At 68.7% G+C, this 18,480-nt stretch carries 21 protein-coding genes; 11 read left to right on the forward strand and 10 right to left on the reverse strand.

Annotated elements, in window-relative coordinates:
- Nucleotides 1-69 precede the first annotated feature (69 nt).
- Nucleotides 70-528: an Lrp/AsnC family transcriptional regulator gene (locus EOW65_RS08055; protein WP_113900560.1), complete on the forward strand. Its 459-nt coding sequence runs from the start codon at nucleotides 70-72 to the stop codon at nucleotides 526-528.
- Here the strand turns inward: EOW65_RS08055 and EOW65_RS08060 are convergent.
- Both EOW65_RS08060 and rpsU read right to left on the reverse strand, forming a co-directional pair.
- Nucleotides 525-1,973: a TrkH family potassium uptake protein gene (locus tag EOW65_RS08060; RefSeq protein ID WP_128148450.1), complete on the reverse strand. Its 1,449-nt coding sequence runs from the start codon at nucleotides 1,971-1,973 to the stop codon at nucleotides 525-527. The two genes, EOW65_RS08055 and EOW65_RS08060, sit on opposite strands and share 4 nt — an antisense overlap.
- Nucleotides 1,974-2,146: 173 nt before the next feature.
- On the reverse strand, nucleotides 2,147-2,353 hold the full coding sequence (gene rpsU, locus EOW65_RS08065; RefSeq protein WP_011748553.1) for a 30S ribosomal protein S21: 207 nt from the start codon (nucleotides 2,351-2,353) through the stop codon (nucleotides 2,147-2,149).
- 115 nt (nucleotides 2,354-2,468) lie between these two features.
- On the opposite strand from rpsU, the gene EOW65_RS08070 reads away from it, so the two are divergent.
- From EOW65_RS08070 to EOW65_RS08080, 3 genes are read left to right on the forward strand one after another with little or no spacing between them, the layout of a single operon-like run.
- A complete protein-coding gene (locus tag EOW65_RS08070; protein ID WP_128148451.1) occupies nucleotides 2,469-3,140 on the forward strand; it encodes a COQ9 family protein in 672 nt (223 codons plus the stop codon).
- Entirely contained in the window at nucleotides 3,137-4,123 is a 987-nt protein-coding gene (locus tag EOW65_RS08075; protein WP_128148452.1) for an NAD(P)H-quinone oxidoreductase, read from the forward strand. Before EOW65_RS08070 ends, EOW65_RS08075 begins: the two co-directional genes overlap by 4 nt.
- Nucleotides 4,124-4,143: 20 nt before the next feature.
- Nucleotides 4,144-4,602, forward strand: coding sequence for a SpoIIAA family protein (locus EOW65_RS08080; protein WP_128148453.1), 459 nt, complete (start codon nucleotides 4,144-4,146; stop codon nucleotides 4,600-4,602).
- Between the two features lie 84 nt (nucleotides 4,603-4,686).
- Here EOW65_RS08080 and EOW65_RS08085 read toward each other — a convergent pair whose 3' ends face one another.
- Nucleotides 4,687-5,322: a ribonuclease T2 family protein gene (locus EOW65_RS08085; RefSeq protein WP_128148454.1), complete on the reverse strand. Its 636-nt coding sequence runs from the start codon at nucleotides 5,320-5,322 to the stop codon at nucleotides 4,687-4,689.
- 133 nt (nucleotides 5,323-5,455) lie between these two features.
- Between EOW65_RS08085 and EOW65_RS08090 the strand changes: the two genes are divergently transcribed.
- Nucleotides 5,456-6,226, forward strand: coding sequence for a DUF1013 domain-containing protein (locus tag EOW65_RS08090; protein WP_128148455.1), 771 nt, complete (start codon nucleotides 5,456-5,458; stop codon nucleotides 6,224-6,226).
- Nucleotides 6,227-6,299: 73 nt separating this feature from the next.
- Here the strand turns inward: EOW65_RS08090 and EOW65_RS19950 are convergent, their stop codons facing one another.
- From EOW65_RS19950 to tldD, 7 genes are all read right to left on the reverse strand, one after another.
- Nucleotides 6,300-6,455, reverse strand: coding sequence for a hypothetical protein (locus tag EOW65_RS19950; protein ID WP_164880034.1), 156 nt, complete (start codon nucleotides 6,453-6,455; stop codon nucleotides 6,300-6,302).
- A 192-nt stretch (nucleotides 6,456-6,647) separates the two neighbouring features.
- Nucleotides 6,648-8,126, reverse strand: coding sequence for an NAD-dependent succinate-semialdehyde dehydrogenase (locus EOW65_RS08095; protein ID WP_128148456.1), 1,479 nt, complete (start codon nucleotides 8,124-8,126; stop codon nucleotides 6,648-6,650).
- A 149-nt stretch (nucleotides 8,127-8,275) separates the two neighbouring features.
- Nucleotides 8,276-9,265 (reverse strand): P1 family peptidase, encoded by a 990-nt coding sequence (locus EOW65_RS08100; RefSeq protein ID WP_128148457.1) that lies wholly within the window; start codon nucleotides 9,263-9,265, stop codon nucleotides 8,276-8,278.
- A gap of 26 nt (nucleotides 9,266-9,291) precedes the next feature.
- The gene (locus tag EOW65_RS08105; protein ID WP_128148458.1) at nucleotides 9,292-10,947 is read right to left on the reverse strand and encodes an ABC transporter ATP-binding protein; all 1,656 of its coding nucleotides are present in this window, start codon (nucleotides 10,945-10,947) and stop codon (nucleotides 9,292-9,294) included.
- Nucleotides 10,944-11,759, reverse strand: coding sequence for an ABC transporter permease (locus tag EOW65_RS08110; protein WP_128148459.1), 816 nt, complete (start codon nucleotides 11,757-11,759; stop codon nucleotides 10,944-10,946). Before EOW65_RS08110 ends, EOW65_RS08105 begins: the two co-directional genes overlap by 4 nt.
- The gene (locus EOW65_RS08115; RefSeq protein ID WP_128148460.1) at nucleotides 11,756-12,700 is read right to left on the reverse strand and encodes an ABC transporter permease; all 945 of its coding nucleotides are present in this window, start codon (nucleotides 12,698-12,700) and stop codon (nucleotides 11,756-11,758) included. The genes EOW65_RS08110 and EOW65_RS08115 overlap by 4 nt, the downstream gene beginning before the upstream one ends.
- A gap of 41 nt (nucleotides 12,701-12,741) precedes the next feature.
- A complete protein-coding gene (gene tldD / locus EOW65_RS08120; protein WP_128148461.1) occupies nucleotides 12,742-14,163 on the reverse strand; it encodes a metalloprotease TldD in 1,422 nt (473 codons plus the stop codon).
- Nucleotides 14,164-14,322: 159 nt separating this feature from the next.
- On the opposite strand from tldD, the gene coxB reads away from it, so the two are divergent.
- The 6 genes from coxB (at nucleotide 14,323) to EOW65_RS08150 (ending at nucleotide 18,477) form a co-directional block, all read left to right on the forward strand.
- On the forward strand, nucleotides 14,323-15,210 hold the full coding sequence (coxB, locus tag EOW65_RS08125; protein WP_128148462.1) for a cytochrome c oxidase subunit II: 888 nt from the start codon (nucleotides 14,323-14,325) through the stop codon (nucleotides 15,208-15,210).
- 10 nt (nucleotides 15,211-15,220) lie between these two features.
- Nucleotides 15,221-16,159 (forward strand): heme o synthase, encoded by a 939-nt coding sequence (gene cyoE / locus EOW65_RS08130; RefSeq protein ID WP_128148463.1) that lies wholly within the window; start codon nucleotides 15,221-15,223, stop codon nucleotides 16,157-16,159.
- The gene (locus EOW65_RS08135) at nucleotides 16,156-16,344 is read left to right on the forward strand and encodes a hypothetical protein (protein WP_128148464.1); all 189 of its coding nucleotides are present in this window, start codon (nucleotides 16,156-16,158) and stop codon (nucleotides 16,342-16,344) included. The genes cyoE and EOW65_RS08135 overlap by 4 nt, the downstream gene beginning before the upstream one ends.
- Nucleotides 16,341-16,913 (forward strand): cytochrome c oxidase assembly protein, encoded by a 573-nt coding sequence (locus EOW65_RS08140; RefSeq protein ID WP_128148465.1) that lies wholly within the window; start codon nucleotides 16,341-16,343, stop codon nucleotides 16,911-16,913. Before EOW65_RS08135 ends, EOW65_RS08140 begins: the two co-directional genes overlap by 4 nt.
- A 13-nt stretch (nucleotides 16,914-16,926) precedes the next feature.
- Complete coding sequence (locus tag EOW65_RS08145) at nucleotides 16,927-17,733, forward strand: cytochrome c oxidase subunit 3 (RefSeq protein WP_128148466.1); 807 nt, start codon at nucleotides 16,927-16,929, stop codon at nucleotides 17,731-17,733.
- Nucleotides 17,734-17,799: 66 nt separating this feature from the next.
- Complete coding sequence (locus EOW65_RS08150; protein WP_128148467.1) at nucleotides 17,800-18,477, forward strand: SURF1 family protein; 678 nt, start codon at nucleotides 17,800-17,802, stop codon at nucleotides 18,475-18,477.
- Nucleotides 18,478-18,480: the final 3 nt, after the last annotated feature.

Raw genomic sequence — 18,480 nt, forward strand, 5'->3', positions numbered from 1 at the left:
GCGTTTTTCGGCCATGGGCGCGCATATCTTCGACCGTATGCCCTTCGCGGCGAAGAAGATTGCGTGACCATGACCCTTGACGCGACGGATCGTCGAATCCTCACCGTCCTGCAAAAGCAGGGGCGGATCTCCAATGCCGAGCTGTCCGAGCGGGTGAACCTCTCGGCCTCGGCCTGTCACCGGCGGGTGCAGCGGCTCGAGGAAGAGGGCTATATCCGCGACTATGTCGCGCTGCTCGATGCCCGCAAGCTCGGCCGGCCGACCACCGTCTTCGTCGAGATCACGCTGTCGGGGCAGGCGGACGAGGTGCTCGAGGCCTTCGAGCGCGAGGTGAAGAAGATCCCCGACGTGCTCGAATGTCACCTGATGGCGGGCTCGGCCGATTACCTGCTGAAGGTGGTAGCCGAGGACACCGAGGATTTCGCCCGCATCCACCGCGCGAAACTGGCGCGGCTGCCCGGTGTGCAGGGGATGCAGTCGAGTTTCGCGCTGCGCACGGTGTTCAAGACCACGGCGCTGCCGGTCTAGTCGCGCCAGAACCGCGGCAGGAACAGCACGAAGATCGCCAGCATGCCGAGCCGGCCGAGCAGCATGGCGAGGATCATGATCCAGGTGGCGGTGTCGTTGAAATCGACCATCGTGCCGGTGCGGGCCACCATCGGGCCGAGGCCGAAGCCGATGTTGCCAAGGCAGCCCCAGATCGCGAACAGCGACGAGGTCAGGTCGACCCCCGCCATCGACATCAGCACCGAGAGCACGCCGAGCGTCAGGATATAGCCCGAGACATGCAGCATCAGCGGGCCGAGCGTCTCCTCGTCGAGCGTTTTGCCGTCATAGCGCGGCTGCACCACCCGGTGCGGCGAATGGAGTTGCCGGATCGCGGCGCGGATCACCGACAGCACCACCTGCACCCGGAACACCGACAGCGCCCCCGAGCTCGACCCGGTGCAGCCGCCGATCAGGCCGAGCAGAAAGGCCACCACCATCGCGAAGGTGCCCCAGGGTTCGACCCCGCTGACGCCGAAGCCGGTGCCGGTCAGGATCGAGGCGAAGTCGAAGGTGGTCTCGCGCACGACCTGCTCGATGGGCAGGCTCTCGCGCCACAACCGGTAGCCGATCATGATCGTGCTGAAGAGGACGAACCAGCGCAGGAAGGCGCGCACCTGACTGTCGTGCCACAGCGGCCGCGTCTGGCCCTGCACCAGCTGGAAGAAGCGGATGTAGGGCATGGCGCCGAGCAGCATGAAGACCGTGCCGGCATATTGTGCGGGCACCGGCCAGACCGCGAAATTCGCGTCATAGGTGCCGAAGCCGCCGGTGGCGATCGCCGCCATCGCGTGGATTGCGGCGTCGAAAAGCGGGATCCCGCACAGCACGAAGACCACGGTGCAGATCACCGTCAGCCCGGCATAGACTTCGAGCAGCGAGATCGCGATATCGCGCGCGCGCGGCAGCACCTTGCCGAAGGTGTCGAAGCCCTCGGTCTGGAAATAGCGCATGCCGCCGATGCGCATGACCGGCAGGAAGATCATCGCGACGAAGGCGATGCCGAGCCCGCCCATCCAGTTCAGCATGCCGCGCCACAAGAGCACCGAGCGCGGCAGCTCCTCGAGCCCGGTCAGCACCGTGTAGCCGGTGGTGGTGATGCCCGAGACCGCCTCGAAATAGGCATCCGTCAGGCTGATCGAGGGCTCGCCATGGATGAAGGGCAGGGCGCCGAAGGCCGGCACCACCAGCCAGATCGCCGCGGTCAGCAGATAGGCCTGACGCAGGGTGAGCGGTTGCGGCTTTTCCGGACTCGCGGCGAGGGCCAAAAGCGTGCCGAAGAGAATCGTCTCGAGCGCCGCCTCGAACACCGCAAAGCCGTTCGGGTCGGCGGCCAGGACATCCACTGCCACCGGCGCAAGCATCGCGACCCCGAGCGCAAGCAGGATCAGGCCGAGATGATGAAAGACGGGTCCGAAATCGGTCATCGTGGTGCCAGCGATGCAGGCGGGCGGTGCGGCAGGCAATTCACGAAACCGTGAGATTGCCCCGGTGATGCCCTGCTGCGGTGGGTTCAACCTGTTCAAAAGAACCAAAAACCCCCGATGGCAGGGCCACGGGGGTCATCAGTGCGGGCAAGCCCGCCAGCGGTTCCAGTCGCTTAGAGCGCGCCTTCACGCTGCGCCTTTTTCCGCGCCAGTTTCCGGGCACGGCGAACGGCCTCAGCTTTCTCGCGCGCTTTCTTGACGGAGGGCTTCTCGAAATGCTGCTTGAGCTTCATTTCACGAAACACACCCTCGCGCTGAAGTTTCTTCTTCAGAGCACGAAGCGCCTGTTCGACGTTGTTGTCGCGAACGCTGACCTGCATGTGGTGTCACCACCTTCCTAAGTTAGAGTTGCATCAGATTGCAGGAGCGGGCCATATAACAGGGGACCGGAGTTTTGTCCACTCCCCGAAACGGGGCGTGGCGAAGGAATATGCCATGAGAAATGACCATCTCGACGTTGCGCGGATGCGGGCCGAGCTGCTTGCCGCGATCGAGCCGCACGTGCCCTTCGACGGCTGGTCCGAGCCCGCCTTCCGACAGGCGGTGGCGGATGTCGGGGTCGACCCGGCGCTGGCTCGTCTCGTCTGCCCGCGCGGTGCGGTGGATCTCGCCGTGGAATATCACCGCGCCGCCGACCGGGCGATGGTCGCGGCGCTCACGGATGCCGACCTTTCCGGCATGAAATTCCGCGACAAGGTCGCCCATGCGGTGACCCTGCGCCTTGGCCTTGTCGATCCGGAGCTTGTGCGTCGCGCCGCCTCGCTGTTCGCGCTGCCGCAGCATGCAGCGACCGGCGCCCGGCTGGTGTGGGAGACCTCCGATGCGATCTGGCGCGCCCTTGGCGACGAAAGCGAAGATTACAACTGGTACACCAAGCGGATGACGCTGTCGGGCGTGTTCTCCTCGACCGTTCTGTTCTGGCTGGGCGACGAGAGCGAGGGGCTGGCCGAGACCCGCGCCTTCCTCGATCGCCGCATTGCTGACGTCATGCAGTTCGAGAAGGTGAAGGGCGCGGTCATCCGCCTGCCGGGGCTGAAGGGCCTGCTCGGTGCGATCCGCGCGCCCCAGCCCGCCCCGCTGCCCGGCCATGAGGAGCACGCGCAATGACCCTTCCGCTGCAGATGCAGGCAATCGAGATTTCGGCCCCCGGCGGTCCCGAGGTGCTGAAACCCATCTCGCGCCCGGTGCCGCTGCCCGGTCCGGGCGAGATCCTGATCGAAGTGGCCTTTGCCGGGGTGAACCGCCCCGATGCGCTGCAACGTGCGGGCGCCTATCGTGCCCCGCCCGGCGCCTCGGACCTGCCCGGCCTCGAATGTGCGGGACGGATCGCGGCGCTCGGCCCCGGTGTCTCCGGCTGGCAGGTGGGCGATGCGGTCTGCGCGCTGCTGCCCGGTGGCGGCTATGCCGAATATGCGGTCTGCCCTGCCGCCCATGCCCTGCCGGTGCCCGAGGGCGTCAGCCTGCGCGACGCCGCCTGCCTGCCCGAGACCTGCTTCACCGTCTGGTCGAACGTGGTGATGCGCGGCGGGCTGAAGGCGGGCGAGCGTTTCCTCGTCCACGGCGGGTCCTCGGGCATCGGCACGACGGCGATCCAGATCGCGCGCAACCTGGGCGCCCGGGTCTTCGCCACCGCCGGCTCGGCCGAGAAATGCGCCGCCTGCGCGGCGCTCGGCGCCACCGCGATCAACTATCGCGAGGCCGATTTCGTCGAGGTCCTGCGCGCCGAGGGCGGCGCGAACCTGATCCTCGACATGGTCGGCGGCAGCTATATCCCGCGCGACGTCAAGGCCTTGGCCGATGACGGCCGGCTCGTCTTCATCGCCTTCCTCGAAAGCCCGAAGGCCGAGCTGAACTTTGCCCAGGTGATGCTGCGCCGGTTGACGATCACCGGCTCGACCCTGCGCCCGCAATCGGATGCCGCCAAGGCCGCGATTGCGGCCGAGCTGCGCGCGCAGGTCTGGCCGATGGTCGCCGCCGGCCGGCTGCGCCCGATCCACGACAGCACCTTCGCGCTGACCGAGGCCGCCGCCGCCCATGCCCGCATGGAAAGCTCGGCCCATATCGGCAAGATCGTGCTGCAGGTCCGTTGAACCCACCCCACGGAGGCACCATGACCAAGGGATATTTCGAGACGCTGCCGGGCCTGCCCGCCGACGTTCTGGCGATCGAGGCCAAGGGCACGATCGACGCCGAAGCCTATAGCCGCGACCTGATCCCGGCGATCGAGGCGAAGATCGCGGCCGAGGGGCGGCTGAAGCTCCTCTATGTCATCGGCGCCGAGTTCGAGAGCTACACCGCCGGCGCCGCCTGGGAAGACGCGAAGGTCGGGATGCTGCACCTGGGCGATTTCGCCCGCATCGCGCTCGTCAGCGACGTCGAATGGATCCGTCTTGGCGTGAAGGCCTTCGCGCCGATGATCCCGGGCGCGGTCAAGGTCTTCGCCCTTGCCGACCTCGCTGCAGCGAAAGCCTGGATCGCGGCGGATGGCCATGACGAGACCGGCAGCCCCGGCATCGCCGCCGATTACACCATCCCGCCGCTCGAGGACCGGATCCCGGAAGAGCCCTGATCCCTTTCTCCTTGCGGAAAATACCTCCGGGGGTGCGGGGGCAGGCAGCCCCCGCGCGTGCCACAGATACCCACGCCCAAAGGCTCAGCGCACCCGCTCCATCAGCGCGTCGTTCATCGTGCAGTCGCGGATCACGTCGGCGCCGCAGCGGCGCGGGCGCAGATCCTTCGTCAGGCAGATCCGCGCTTCCTGGATCCGGCCGGCGTTGCAGGTCACGGTGATCTCGTCGCGGGCAAGCCCCGGGTTCGCCTCGAGAAACGCCTCTTCGACCACGGCCGCGGGCAGTTTCACGTCGCGGCCGAGGCGGCGGAACACCTCGGGGATGGCGATCGTGCCATAGGCGCGGCGGGCGAGCGCGAAATAGTCGCCGGCCGACAGCCCCGAACAGCGCCCGTGCTTCTTCCACTGATACCAGGCGGCGCCGTCCGAGCCCATCACGTCTTCCATTGCCGCCGAGGCGCTGCGTGCGGGATCGCGTGCCGTGGTGCGGCAATAGCTCGGATAGCCGCGCTCATCCTGCGGCCAGAGCCCGTGCAGAACGAAGCTCGCATCGGTCGCCGGATCGCATTGCGCCGCACCGCGTCCAGCGCCGTCGGTCGCGCACCAGCCGGGTGCCCAGCTCAGCGACAGCACGTAATAGTCGAAATCGCCAGCCCGTTCGCCCTCGGCCAGTGCCGCACTCGCCCAGAACAGGCAGCCGAGAACCGCCGAAATCCGCATTTTCACTTCCCCTGTTGCCGTTTCCGCCCTATATAGCAGACCAATTCCCCACCAGAAATGGACCGCGGCCGGGGACCCCCGCGCCGCAGCCGGTTTCTCGGCCCGGGAGAGATATGTGCAAAGGACCGATCAGATGACGACGAACAAGCCCCTGATGGCCAAGGCAACCGCCGTTTGGCTGGTGGACAACACGACGCTGAGCTTCAAGCAGATCGCCGATTTCTGCGGCATGCACGAGCTCGAAGTGCAGGGCATCGCCGACGGGGACGTGGCGGTGGGCGTGAAGGGCTTCGACCCGATCGCGCACAACCAGCTCGACCAGAAGGAAATCGACAAGGGCGAGGCCGACCCGCTCTACAAGCTGAAGCTCAAGTTCAACGCCGCTGCCGTCGGCGAGGACAAGCGCCGCGGCCCGCGCTACACGCCGCTCTCGAAGCGTCAGGACCGCCCGAACGCGATCCTGTGGCTGGTCAAGTTCCACCCCGAACTCGCCGATGCGCAGATCGCCCGTCTCGTCGGCACGACGAAGCCCACCATCGCCTCGATCCGCGACCGGACGCATTGGAACATCCAGAGCATGACCGCGATCGATCCGGTGGCGCTTGGGCTGTGCCGGCAGTCGGAGCTTGACAGCGAAGTGCAGAAGGCCGCGAAGAAGCGCGCCGCCGAGGGCGTGATGTCGGATGACGAGCGTCGCAAGCTGGTCTCGACCGAGCAGTCGCTGGGCATGACCGAAGAGCCGCGTTTGCCCTCCTCGATCGCCGGGCTCGAGAACTTCACCCTCGGCACCGCCGAGGAAGAGCGCGAGAATCCGAAGGACTTCTCGGACGCGGACAGCTTCTTCAACCTGCCGCATGGCGAGGACGACGAGGACGAGGAAGACGATCGCGATCCGCGCCGCTGATCCTGCGTCGATCCGCATGCGCAGGGCCGTCCCGCCGGGGCGGCCCTTTTCGCTGCCGGCCTCCCGGGGAGTGTCAGGCGCGGGCAGAGAGCGAGGCGAGGATTGCGTCGAGGTCGGCACGCGCCCGTTCCGCCTCGGCGGCGTCGCGCGGCGCGGCGATCAGCTCGGCCAGGCGATAGGCTTCCTGCACATGCCGCAGATTGCGCCGCGCTTTGTGCGGGGCGGGCATGGGGAAGGCGAGGACGGTTGTTTCTTTGCTCAAGGTGCGATTCGTGCCTGACTGTCCAAGGGGCATAGCCGTCGCGGCGCCGTTTTTGCAAGACACATGCAAAAAAATAGGCAACTGCCTTGATCCGCGTCAAATCGTCACGAGGATTTTGCTGCGGGCGAAGCAGCTGGCTCCGCCCGCGGCCGCGCCGCCTCAGATCGAGAGGCAGATGTATTTCAGCTCGAGGTAATCCTCGACGCCGTGGTGCGATCCCTCGCGGCCGAGGCCGGACTGCTTGACACCGCCGAAGGGGGCGACCTCGGTCGAGATGATGCCGGTGTTCACCCCGACGATGCCGTATTCCAGGCCTTCCTGCACGCGGGTGATCCGGCCGATGTCGCGGGCGTAGAAGTAGGAGGCCAAGCCGAAGATCGTGGCGTTGGCCTTCTCGATCACCTCTTCCTCGGTCTCGAACTTGAACAGCGGCGCGACCGGGCCGAAGGTTTCCTCGGTGGCGACCTTCATCTCCTGCGTCACGCCGGTGACGACGGTCGGCTCGAAGAAGGTGCCGCCAAGCGCGTGACGCTTGCCGCCGGTGACGACCTGACCGCCGCCCTTGACCACGTCGGCGATGTGATCCTCGACCTTGGCCACGGCCTTGTCCGAGATCAGCGGTCCGGTGGTGATGCCGGCCTCGAGCCCGTCGCCCACGTTCAGCTTGGCAACCGCCGCGGCCAGCTTTTCGGCGAAGGCGTCATAGACCCCGGCCTGCACGTAGATGCGGTTCGCGCAGACGCAGGTCTGACCGTTGTTGCGGAACTTCGACATCATCGCGCCCTCGACCGCGGCGTCGAGATCGGCATCGTCGAAGACGATGAAGGGCGCGTTGCCACCCAGCTCCATCGAGCATTTCATCACCTGATCGGCGGCCTGACGCATCAGGATCCGGCCGACCTCGGTCGAGCCGGTGAAGGTCAGCTTGCGCACGGTGTGGTTCTCGCAGAACTCCTTGCCGATGTCCGAGGCCTTCGACGAGGTGATGACCGAGAAGATGCCCTTCGGCAGGCCGGCGCGTTCGCCCAGAACCGCCAGCGCCAGCGCCGACAGCGGGGTCTCGGCAGCCGGGCGGGCGACGAAGCCGCAACCGACGGCAAGCGCCGGGCCGCATTTGCGGGTGATCATCGCGTTCGGGAAGTTCCACGGCGTGATCGAGCCGACGACGCCGATCGGCTGCTTGATCACCTGGATGCGCTTGTCGCGCATGTGGCCCGGGATCGTCTCGCCGTAGATGCGCTTGGCTTCCTCGCCGAACCATTCGATGAACGAGGCGCCATAGGCGATCTCGCCCTTCGCCTCGGCGAGCGGCTTGCCCATCTCGGCGGTGAGGATCGCGCCCAGATCGTCCTGGTTCGCCATCATCAGCTCGAACCACTTGCGCAGCACCTGCGCGCGTTCCTTGGCGGTGCGCGCGGCCCATTCCTTCATCGCGATGCGGGCGGCCTCGATCGCGCGGGCGGTCTCGGCGCGGCCGAGGTCGGGCACGGTGCAGATCACGTCGCCGCGGGCGGGGTTGAGCACCTCGAAGGTGGTGCCGTCATCGGCGTCGACCCATTCGCCGGCGACATAGGCCTTGGTGGCAAGAAGGGTGGGGTCCTTGAGAAGGGATTTGAGATCGGTGGCGGTGTCGAGCATGGGTATCTCCCTGTGTTGGGCGTGGCGGCAAGGAAGCATGCGGGGCCGGCCCTTGTCCATCCGTCGCAGTGGCAACCCGCGCCGGCGCAGGTGACCGATCTGCGCGGTCTGCCTGCCAATATGGTGCATGGGGCCGCGGTGGAAAGGGCTCAGCCGAAGCGCGCGGTCCAGCTCGGCTGCAGGTCGCCCGGCATCGCCGTGGCGGCATGGACCGCGCGGGCGATGGCGCGGGCCAGACAGCTTGCGGCGGCATGGCCGAGCAGGAAGGTGTCGGCGACCGGATCGGCGAGCGGCTTGGCGCCGGTCGCCGCCGCAAAGACCAGATCGCCGTCGATCGGCGTGTGCGAGGGCACGAGCGCGCGGGCCATGCCGTCATGCGCCGCCGTCGCCATCCGCTGCGCCTGCGCCTGGCTCAGCGCCGCGTCGGTGGCGACGATGGCGATGGTGGTGGCCTCGCCCATCCGCTTCTTCGGCGCGGGCTCGGCAGCGGCGGGGTAGAGCAGTGCCGCACCGCGGCCGCCGAACTCGCCCTCGAGCTCCCAGGGTGCGGCCCAGAAATGCGGGCTGTCCTCGACCGTGGCCGAGCCGAGCGCGTTCACCGCGACCAGCGCGCCGACGGTCATCCCGTTTTCCAGCACCGCCGAGGCCGAGCCGAGCCCGCCCTTGAGCGTGCCGGTGAGCGCGCCGAAGCCCGCGCCCTCGCTGCCGATGGCGAAGTCGGGGCTTGCCGCCTCGAGCGCCGCGCGGCCGAGCGCGGAATAGGGGTTGGTGCCCCAGCCCTTGTCGCCGCCGTTCAGCAGGTCGAACAGGATCGCCGCCGGCACGATCGGCACGCGCATGTCGCCGACGGCAAAGCCGCGGCCGCGCGCGCGCAGCCCCTCGGCGACGCCCGAGGCCGAATCGAGCCCGAAGGCCGAGCCGCCCGACAGCACGATCGCATCGACCTCCTGCACCAGCCGGTCGGGGGCAAGCAGATCGGTCTCGCGGGTGCCCGGCGCGCCGCCCATCACCTGCACGGCGGCGGTGAAGGGGTGGTCCGCCAGCAGCACCGTGCAGCCCGAGCGCAGCCGCCCGCTGTGCGCATTGCCGACGCGCAGCCCCTCGATGTCGGTGATCAGATTCTTCGGTCCCGGCTGCATGACGCTCTCCTCGCTGCGCTGCAGCATTATGCGCCCGAGGCGGGGGGCGGATCAAGCGTGCTCCACGTCTCGGGCAGCCGCGGCGTCGCGGCGAGCAGCCGGCGGGTGTAGGGATGGCGCGGCGCGGTGAACAGATCCGCAGTCGGCCCTTCCTCGACGATCTTGCCCGCCTGCATCACCAGACAGCGCGTGGTGACGGCGCGCACCACCGACAGATCGTGCGAGATGAAGAGATAGGACAGCCCATGCGCGGCCTGCAGCCGGGCGAGCAGCGCCAGAACCTGCGCCCGCACCCGTACATCGAGCGCCGAGACCGCCTCGTCGAGCACGATCAGTCGCGGCCGGATGATCAGCGCGCGGGCGATGGCAAGGCGTTGGCGTTGACCGCCCGAGAATTCGTGGATGTAGCGGTCGCGGTCCGCGGGCGAGAGGCCGACATCGCTGAGCGCGGCGTCGATCCGCGCCTCGGCATCCGGCGGGCGGCCGGTCAGGTGGAAGGGCTCGGCGATCAGCCGCGCCACCGTCTGGCGCGGATCGAAGGAGCCGTAGGGGTCCTGGAACACCACCTGCACGGCGGCGCGCTGCGCGGGCGGCATGCGCGGCGAGACCGGCGCGCCGGCGAGCGTGATGCGCCCGCCCGAAAGCGGATCAAGGCCAAGGATCGCGCGGGTGAGAGTCGACTTGCCGCAGCCCGATTCGCCCACGAGCCCCAGCGATTCCCCGGGATGCAGCGCGAAGGACACGCCATCGACGGCATGCCGCGCGGGGGCGGGCGCGAACAGCGCGGGCCGGGGCAGGCGGTAGCTGCGGCGCGCGTCCTCGACCCGCAGCAGGGCGCCCGCGTCGGGTTTCGGGTCTTCTTGGCAGGAAAAAGCCCCCGTCGCTTTTCCTTGGTCCAAATACTCATCGGACAGCGGGGCAAGGCGCGCGGCGGCCAGAAGGGCGCGGGTGTAGGGGCGGGCAGGGGCGCGGAACAGCGCCTCGGTCGGCCCCTCCTCGACGATCCGGCCGTCCTGCATCACCGCGACGCGGGCGGCCATCTGCGCGGTCACCGCGAGGTCATGGGTGATCAGCAGAAGCGCCATCCCCTCTTCGTGCGCGAGCTCGCGCAGCAGGTCCAGCACCTCGGCCTGGGTGGTGACGTCGAGCGCGGTGGTGGGCTCGTCGGCGATCAGCAGCTGCGGGCGCAGCGCGATGGCCAGCGCGATCGCCACGCGCTGGCGCTGGCCGCCCGACAGCTCGTGCGGGAAAAGCGTCAGCGGAAAGCGCGGTGCGGGCAGGCCGACGCGGTCGAGGCGGTCGCGGGCAATCCGCCGCGCCTCGCTGCGGGCAAGGCCGCGGTGCACGATCAGCGTCTCGGCCACCTGATCGCCGATCGTCATCAGCGGGTTCAGTGCGGTCATCGGCTCCTGGAAGATCATCCCCACGCCGGCGCCGCGCAGCCGGCACAACTCGCGTTCGGCAAGCGTGGTGATCTCGCGCCCGGCCAGCCGGACCGAGCCGGTGGCTTGCGTCCCCTCGGGCAAGAGCCCCATCACCGCCAGCGCCGTCATCGACTTGCCCGAGCCCGATTCGCCGACAAGGCCGAGGATCTCGCCCGCCTCGAGCCGGAGCGAGACCTCGTGTAGCACCACGGTGGTGCCGATGCTGACGCCGAGGCGCTCGATCGCAAGCAGGCTCATGTCAGCCGCCCCCGCAACCGCGGGTCGAGCGCATCGCGCAGCCCGTCGCCCAGAAGGTTCAGCCCGAGCACGGTGAGCACGATCGCCAGCCCCGGGAACAGCGCCACATGCGGGGCAAGCGCCACCATCGTCTGCGCCTCGGCGAGCATCCGGCCCCAGCTCGCGGTGGGCGGCTGCGCACCAAGGCCGACATAGCTCAGCCCCGCCTCGGCGAGGATGCCGAGCGAGGCCTGGATCGTCGCCTGCACGATCAGCAGGCTGGCGATGTTGGGCAGCACATGTTCGGCCGAGATCCGGGCGCGGCCCTTGCCCGCCACCCGGGCGGCGCGGATGTAGTCGAGCGTCCACAGGCTGAGCGCGGCGCCGCGGGCGGTGCGGGCGAAGACCGGGATGTTGAACAGCCCGATCGCCAGCGTCGCGTTCAGCGCCGAGGGGCCGAGCGTCGCGGTGATCAGGATCGCGGTGACGAGGGCAGGGAAGGCGAAAATGAGGTCGTTCAGCCGGGCGAGCGTGGCGTCGAGCAGGCTGCCGCGGCTGGCCGCCGCGGCGAGCCCGAGCGGCGTGCCGATGCCGGCGCCGATCGCCACGGCGGCCAGCGCCACGGCGAGCGAGGTGCGCGCCCCCGCCATCAGCATCGACAGGATGTCGCGGCCGAAATGGTCGGTGCCCATCCAATGCGTGGCCGACGGCGGCTGCAGCCGCGCGCCGATCGCCATCGCCGCGGGGTCCCAAGGCGTCCAGACGAGCGACAGCGCGGCCGCGGCGACGGCCAGCCCGCTCAGCCCTGCGCCGATCAGCAGCGCGGGCCTCATGCCGGCCTCCGCAACCGCGGGTCGACCAGCGCATAGGCGAGGTCGGTGACGAAGCTGACGACGATCACCGCAACCACCAGCAGCATCACCGCGCTTTCGACGACGATCAGATCCCGCTGGGTGATCGCCTGGAAGATCAGCCGGCCCAGCCCGGGCAGATAGAACACGTTCTCGATGATGATCGCGCCGGCGAGCAGGAAGGAGAATTGCATGCCAAGCACGGTCAGCACCGGGATCAGCGCGTTGCGCAGCGCGTGGCGGGTGAGGGCGGCGCGCCGGCTCAGTCCCTTGGCGCGGGCGGTGCGGATGTAGTCCTGCGCCATCGCCTCGATCAGCGCCGAGCGCAGGATGCGGGCAAGGATCGCGGCCTGTGGCAGGGCGAGGGCGATGGCGGGCAGGATCAGCGCGCGCAGCGCCGCGGCGGGATGGGCCCAGCCCGGGAACCCGCCCGCCGGCAGCAGCTGCCAGCGCAGTGCGAAGAGCGCGACCAGCATCATCGCGAACCAGAAGTTCGGCACTGCGATGCCGATCTGTGCGAGCCCGGTGACGGCCAGATCGGCGCCCTTGCCGCGGCGCGCGGCGGCGATCAGCCCGGCGGGCAGGGCAAGCGCCGTCGACAGGATCAGCGCCAGCCCGGCGAGCGGCGCCGACAGGGCCAGACGTTCCGCGATCAGCCCGGAGACCGGGGTCTTGTAGGTATAGCTGATGCCGAAATCGCCCTGCAGCAGCCCCGCGAGCCAATGCAGATAGCGCCAGCCGAGCGGCTCGTTCAGGCCGAGCTGGTCGCGCAGCGCCGCCACCGTGTCGGGGGCGGCGTTCATGCCGAGCATGTAGGAGGCCGGATCGCCCGGCACCACCTCGATCGCCGCAAAGATGACGAGGCTCGCCGCCAGAAGCGAGGCCGCGAGCGAGAGGGTGCGAAGGAGAAGGAAGCGCGCCATTGCCGCAAGCTTGCCCGCTGCGCCGCAGCGGTCAAGCCCTGTCAGGCGGCCGAGCCGCCGACGGTGAGCCCGCCGATCAGCAGCGAGGGCATGCCGACGCCCACCGGCACCCATTGCCCGGCCTTGCCGCAATTGCCGATGCCGGGGTCGAGCGCCATGTCGTTGCCGATCGCGCGGATCCGGTGCAGTGCGGTCGGCCCGTCGCCGATCAGCGTCGCGCCCTTGACCGCGGCACCGACGACGCCGTTCTTCACCCGATAGGCCTCGGTGCAGTTGAACACGAACTTGCCGTTGGTGATGTCGACCTGCCCGCCGCCGAAGCCCACGGCATAGATCCCGTCCTTCAGATCTGCGAGGATCGCCTTCGGATCGGCATCGCCGCCGAGCATGTAGGTGTTCGTCATCCGCGGCATCGGCGCGTGGGCAAAGCTCTCGCGCCGGCCGTTGCCGGTGGGGGCGACCCCCATCAGCCGGGCGTTCTGCCGGTCCTGCATGTAGCCCACCAGCACCCCGTCCTCGATCAGCACGTTGCGCCCCGAGGGCGTGCCCTCGTCATCGACGGTGATCGAGCCGCGCCGGTCGGGGAGGGTGCCGTCGTCGAGGATGGTCACCCCCTTCGCCGCCACCTGTTGCCCCATCAGCCCGGCGAAGGCCGAGGATTTCTTGCGGTTGAAATCGCCCTCGAGCCCGTGGCCCACGGCCTCGTGGATCAGCACGCCCGGCCAGCCCGGGCCAAGCACCACGTCGAACTGCCCGGCGGGCGCGGGTTCGGCCGACAGGTTCACCAGCGCGATGCGCAGCGCCTCGCGCGCGACGGGCTGCCAGCTTGCCGGCTCGATCAGCCCGGACAGACCGAAGCGGCCGCCGCCGCCATGCCCGCCCGATTCGCGCCGGCCGTTCTCCTCGACGATGACCGAGATGTTGAGCCGCGCCATCGGCCGGATGTCCTGCACGAGGCCGCCTTCGGGGCGCAGGATGAATACCTCCTGATGCGAGGCCGCCATCGAGGCGGTGACCTGCACCACGCGCCGGTCGAGGCCGCGGGTGAAGGCGTCGATTTCCGACAGGATGTCGATCTTCGCGCCGAAGCCCGCGTCGGCCATCGGGTCGGCGTCGGTGTAGAGGTGGCGGTTGGTGCCGGCGGGCGGGGGCGCCATCACGCCACCGCCATCGCCCACGGCGAGCCGCGCCGTTTCGGCCGCGCGCTTCAGCGCCGGCTCGGAAATCTCGGTCGAATGGGCATAGCCCGCGACCTCGCCGTTTACCGCGCGCAGCCCGAACCCCTCGGAGGCGTCATAGGAGGCCGTGCGCAGCCGCCCGTCATCGAAGACCAGCGCCTCGGAGCGCCGGCGCTCGAGGAACAGCTCGCCGTCCTCGGCCCCCGCGGTGGCCCCGCGCAGCACCGCAAGTGCGGCGGCCTCGTCGATCTGCGTCTCGAAGGGGGCGAAACGGTCCTCGGTCATGGCGATCCTCTCTGACGGCCCGGTGCGGCGCAGTGTCGCAGCTTTTGCTTGCCGGACCGGGCTGAATGTGTATGCAATACCTACATAACGTCCGGATCGGTGAAGGGAAGCACCGGTTTGGGCGGGGCGGCTGGGGAGAGCCGTCCGAGGGAGGAAAACATGCGACTTGCGAGGCTCTGCCGCCCTTTGGCGGCCGGTTTCCTGCTGGCCTGTGTCAGCGGGCAGGTGATGGCTCAGGACATGATCACCGGGTTGCCGGTGATCGGTCAGCCGCATCTTGGCGGGGTGGGGTTCCAGCCCGCCTCGTCCGAGCTGGCCCAGGATCAGCAGTGGCTTGACCACATGCTGCTGACGATCATCACCGCGATCTGCATCTTCGTCTTCGCGCTGCTGATCTATGTGATGATCCGCTTCAACAGCCGGACGAACCCGGTGCCGAAGCGCTTCACCCACAACACCCCGCTCGAGATCGCCTGGACGCTGGTGCCGATCCTGATCCTCGTGGTGATCGGCTCGTTCTCGCTGCCGATCCTGTGGAAGCAGCAGGAGATCCCGAAGGGCGACATCGTCATCAAGGTGACCGGCAACCAGTGGTTCTGGAGCTATGAATACCCCGACGAGGGGATCAGCTTCGACGCCATGCCGCTGGAAAAGGCGGACCTTGCCGCGAACGGCTATGACCCGGATCAGTATCTGCTTGCGGTCGACAACGCGGTGGTGGTGCCGCTCGGCAAGCGCATCGTGATGCAGTTGACCGGCGCCGACGTGATCCACAGCTGGACGATCCCGGCCTTCGCGGTGAAGCAGGACGCGGTGCCCGGCCGCATCGCGCAGCTGTGGTTCGATACCGAGCGCGAGGGCGTCTATTTCGGCCAGTGCTCCGAGCTCTGCGGGCAGGGCCACGCCTATATGCCGATCGTGGTGAAGGTCGTGCCTGCCGAGATCTATGACCGCTGGCTCGCCCGCGCCAAGGCCGATTTCCCGGCCGGCGAGCGCATCGACGTCACCGCCTGGCACGCCGGGCGGCTGCAGGTCGCGGCGAACTGAGGGGGCGGGGATGAGCGACACCTCCTTTTCCTCCGCCGCCCCGGGCGAGGCGGGGCTGCGTGATTTCCTCGCGCTGCTGAAGCCGCGGGTGATGTCGCTCGTGGTCTTCACCGCCTTCGTCGGGCTGGTGGTGGCGCCGGTGCCGGTGCATCCCTTCGTGGCGGCGGTGGCGATCCTGTTCATCGCGCTCGGCGGCGGCGCCGCGGGGGCGCTGAACATGTGGTATGACGCCGATATCGACCGGCTGATGCGCCGCACCGAACGCCGCCCGGTCCCTGCGGGCCGGGTCAGCGAGGGCGAGGCGCTTGGCTTCGGGCTGGCGCTTGCGGGCATCTCCTGCGTGATGCTGGCGCTGGCCGCGAATGTCTTCGCGGGGCTGTTCCTGGCCTTCACCATCTTCTTCTACGTCGTCGTCTATACCGTCTGGCTGAAGCGGCGCACGCCGCAGAACATCGTGATCGGTGGCGCCGCCGGGGCCTTTCCACCGATGATCGGCTGGGCGGTGGCGACGGGCGGGATCTCGGCCGAGAGCCTTTTGATGTTCGCGCTGATCTTCCTGTGGACGCCGCCGCATTTCTGGTCGCTCGCCCTCTTCATGCGCGACGACTATTCCCGCGCCGGGGTGCCGATGCTGACGGTGACGCATGGCCGGCCGGCGACGCGCGGTTGGATCCTCGCCTATACGCTGGCACTGATTCCGGCCTCGCTCGCGCTTGCCTTCAGCACGGTCGGCGGGCCGCTGTGCCTGGCCGTCGCCGTCATCCTCGATGCGCTGTTCCTGCGCGGCGCGCTGCGGCTGTGGCGGCGCGACGAGGCCGTGGCCGAAGCGGATGGTTTCGCCGCCGAGAAACGCCTCTTCCGCTTTTCGCTCTTGTGGCTTTTCGGCCATTTCGCCGCGCTTCTGGCCGAGCGCGCGCTGCATCTGACGGGCTGGGGAGGCTGGGCATGACGATCGCACATGTGCACGAGCTGCATCGGCGCCGGCTGGGCCGCAACCTCGGCCTCGGCGCGGCGCTGCTGCTGTTCGTCGTGCTGGTCTTCGGGCTGACCTTGGTCAAGGTCGGGCAGGGCGACCGGATGCACGCGAATGACGCGCCGGGGGCGGCCCGGGCGGTCGCCGGGGGGCAGCCATGAGCGGGCGGGCGAACACGCGCCTTGCCGCGCGGCTGGTACTGGTGATCCTCGCCATGGGCGCGGCCGCCTGGGCCGCCGTGCCCTTCTACAGCTGGTTTTGCCGCACCACCGGCTATGGCGGCACCACCAATGTCGCCACGGTCGGTCCGGACGCGGTGCTCGACCAGACCATCGAGGTGCGTTTCGACGCCAATGTCGCGAAGGGCATGCCGTGGAAGTTCCGCCCCGCGCAAACCAGCATGACGCTGCGCATCGGCGAGACCGGGCTTGCCTTCTTCGAGGCCGAGAACACCTCGGACCGCACCGTCGCCGGCACCGCCGCCTATAACGTCGCCCCCGATACCGCGGGCTATTACTTCGACAAGATCCAGTGCTTCTGCTTCACCGAGCAGGTGCTGGCGCCGGGCGAAAAGGTCGAGATGCCGGTCTCCTTCTATGTCGACCCGGCGATGGTGAAGAACCCCGACACCGCCCGGATCCGCTCGATCACGCTGTCCTACACCTTCTTCGAGACCGACCTGCCCGAGCGGCAGGCCGCCGTTCCCGCCGCGCCCACGCCCGTCAACTGACAGGAGCCCCGACATGGCCCACAGCCGCAACCACGACTATCAGATCCTGCCGCCGTCGATCTGGCCGCTGCTGAGCGCGCTTGGCGCCTTCGTCATGCTGTTCGGCGCCGTGCTCTGGATGCAGCACGTCACCCCTTATGCCTTCGTCGCGGGGCTTTTGCTGGTGCTCTACTGCATGATCGGCTGGTGGTCCGACGTGGTGCGCGAGGGCGAGGCGGGCGAGCACACGCCGGTGGTGCGGATCGGGCTGCGCTATGGCTTCATCCTGTTCATCATGTCCGAGGTGATGTTCTTCGTCGTCTGGTTCTGGAACTTCTTCAAGAACGCGCTTTATCCGCTCGGCCCCGACTATCCGCTGAAGGACGGGGTCTGGCCGCCCGCGGGAACCGAGCTGTTCGACCCCTGGCACCTGCCGCTGATCAACACCGTGATCCTGCTACTCTCGGGTGTCACCCTGACCTGGGCGCACCATGCGCTGGTGCACGAGAACAACCGCCGCGACGCGATCAACGGGCTGGTGCTGACGGTCATCCTCGGCCTCAGCTTCACCGCGCTGCAGGGCTTCGAATACCTGCACGCACAGCAGGCGATCGGCACCGGCTCGCTCTACTGGGACACCTTCTTCATGGCGACGGGGTTCCATGGCGCCCATGTCATCATCGGCACCATCTTCCTGCTGGTCTGCCTGATCCGGCTGACCCGCGGGCAGATGACGCCCGAGCAGCATGTGGGCTTCGAGGCGGCCGCTTGGTACTGGCACTTCGTCGATGTGGTGTGGCTCTTCCTCTTCGCCTCGATCTATATCTGGGGCAGTGCCTGAGCCGACCGGCCGGCGCGACAGCTGACGCGGGGGGCGTTCCCCCGCGTCTTGCGTTCGAGAGGTGTCATGCGTCGTTACGTCTTCCCGCTGCTGCTTGGCCTGATCGGCTGTGCGATCCTGGTTTCGCTGGGCGTCTGGCAGGTCGAGCGGCTGCACTGGAAGCAGGCGATGCTCGCCGCGATCGAGGCGCGGATCGGCGCCGATCCGCAGGAGCTGCCACCCGAGGGCACCGACACGCGGGGGCTGAAGTATACCCCGGTGCGGCTGATGGGGGCGACGACCGGGGCCGAGATCCGGGTGCTGAGCGGCGAGAAGGGCACGGGGCCGGGCTTCGAGGTGATCTCGGCCTTCGAGACCGGCGACGGCCGGCATGTGCTGCTCGATCGCGGCTTCATCCCCGAGGAGCGGGCGGGCGATCCGCGTCCGACCACGGCGATGATCGTCACCGGCACGCTGCACTGGCCCGAGGAGACCGACGCCTATACCCCCGCGCCGGACACGAAGACCGGGATCTGGTTCGCCCGCGACGTGCCGGCGATGGCTGCGGCGCTTGGCACCGAGCCGGTCCTTGTCGTCGCGCGCACGGTTCAGGGCGACGCGCAGGGCGTGGTGCCGCGCCCGCTGGGCACCGAGGGCATCCCGAACGATCACCTCGAATACGCGATCACCTGGTTTTTGCTGGCGATCGTCTGGGCAGGGATGACAGCGTTCCTGTTGTGGCGTATCAGGCGGGGACGGAATTGAAGG

The organism is Paenirhodobacter ferrireducens (assembly GCF_004022265.1).
Classification (GTDB): Bacteria; Pseudomonadota; Alphaproteobacteria; order Rhodobacterales; family Rhodobacteraceae; genus Rhodobacter; species Rhodobacter ferrireducens.